The organism is Streptomyces sp. NPDC047022, from assembly GCF_040644155.1.
In the GTDB taxonomy this organism is placed as follows: domain Bacteria; phylum Actinomycetota; class Actinomycetes; order Streptomycetales; family Streptomycetaceae; genus Streptomyces.
On the sequence record NZ_JBEYVV010000095.1, the window covers coordinates 1 to 1,814 of the forward strand.

Below are 1,814 nucleotides of genomic sequence, written 5' to 3' on the forward strand. Positions count from 1 at the left end.
CCTCGGCACCCACGCCACCCTCGACGACGCCAGGAACTACGTACAAGAAGCCCTCTCCACCAACAGCCGCGCCACCCTCCACCACGCCAAGGCGTTCGCCGAGGACAAGCGCGGGTCATGAACACCGACGTCGTGGACACGGACGCCGACGACACCGGTCATGTCGTCAGGACCGATGTCGTCGTGGCCGGGGCGGGACCCGCGGGGCTGATGCTCGCCGCCGAGCTGCGGCTGGGCGGTGCCGGGGTGGTCGTCGTGGACGAACGCCCCGGCCCCACCACCGAGTCACGGGCCTCGACCCTGCACGCGCGCACCATGGAGATCCTCGACTCGCGCGGGCTGCTGGGCGAGCTCGGCACACCCCCGCGGGAGCCGCGCGGCCACTTCGGCGGTGTGCCCCTGGACCTGACCCTGCCCAGCTCCCACCCCGGACAGTGGAAGGTGCCCCAGGCCCGCGTCGAGGAGCTGCTGCAGCGCCGGGCGTGCGTGCTGGGCGCCGACATACGGCGCCGGCACCAGCTGCTGACGCTCGGCGCGGAGGAGGACGGCGTGACGGCCGAGGCCCTGGGTCCCCAGGGTCCGGTGCGGCTGCACGGCCGTTACCTGGTCGCCTGCGACGGGGAGAACAGCACGGTTCGGCGGCTGCTCGACGCCGAGTTCCCGGGCCGCGACGCCACCCGTGAGCTGCTGCGGGCCGATGTCACCGGCGTCAGCATCGCCGACCGGCGGTTCGAGCGGCTGCCGGGAGGACTCGCGATCGCCGCCACCCGGGAGGGCACGACCCGGGTGATGGTGCACGAGTTCGGCAGGCCCGCGGGCCCCCGCGATGGCGCAGAGCCGGACTTCGCCGAGGTCGCGGACGTATGGAAGCGGGTCACCGGCGAGGACATCGGCCAGGGCACACCCGTGTGGGTCAACGCGTTCGGCGACTTCGACCGGCAGCTCGCCCGGTACCGGCACGGGCGTGTCCTGTTCGCCGGGGACGCGGCGCACCAGCAGATGCCCAGCGGCGGCCAGGCCCTCAACCTCGGGGTGCAGGACGCCTTCAACCTCGGCTGGAAACTCGCGGCGGTGGTGCGCGGCAGCGCCGGTGACGAGCTGCTGGACACCTACCACCGGGAACGGCACGCCGTGGGCGGCCATGTCCTGGCCAACATCCGCGCCCAGGTCCAGCTGCTGCTCGGCGGGCCGGAGGTCGAACCGGTGCGCACCCTGCTCGCCGAACTCCTCACCCTGGACGGTGTACGGGAGCGGCTGGCCGGTGTGATCAGCGGCCTCGGCATCCGCTACGACATCGCGGCGGACGCGCAGGCGCATCCGCTGGTCGGCCGGCGCCTGCCCGACGTTCCGCTGGAGCCGGGGCCCGGCGATCCCGAGGACGCGGGCCTGCACCGCACGACAGAGCTGCTGCACACCGGGCGGGGGTTGCTGCTCCTGCTGGACGCGGACGACGCCGGTGCGCTGCGCGCTGCCACGGGCGGCTGGGCCGACCGCGTCACCGTCACGGGCCTGCGCCCCGCCTCCGGCTCCCCCCTGCCCACGGGCCAGGCGCTGCTGGTGCGGCCCGACGGCTATGTGGCCTGGTCCGGGACCACCCCGGCGGGTCTGGTGGAGGCCCTGCGCCGGTGGTTCGGACCGTCCCGGACGAGTTCTCCGGACTGAACACCCTCACCCCCCACCCCCCTGACGCGGCGCGTCGCGGCGGTCCGGGGTCCGGAGCGTCCACCTCCACCCGCAGCCGGGGGGAGACGGGAGGCGCGGCGGGGGAGGCGAGCCGGGGCGGGCGGCCCAGGTTCCGTACCAGCGACCGTCGT

At 74.8% G+C, this 1,814-nt stretch carries 1 protein-coding gene and 1 pseudogene; both read left to right on the plus strand.

What is annotated here, in order from left to right; all coding sequences use genetic code 11:
* A pseudogene (locus ABZ845_RS31895) lies at positions 1-121 on the plus strand (cyclase); the annotation flags it as partial.
* On the plus strand, positions 118-1,662 hold the full coding sequence (locus ABZ845_RS31900) for an FAD-dependent monooxygenase (protein WP_360987033.1): 1,545 nt from the start codon (positions 118-120) through the stop codon (positions 1,660-1,662). The pseudogene ABZ845_RS31895 and the gene ABZ845_RS31900, both read left to right, overlap by 4 nt.
* Positions 1,663-1,814: the final 152 nt, after the last annotated feature.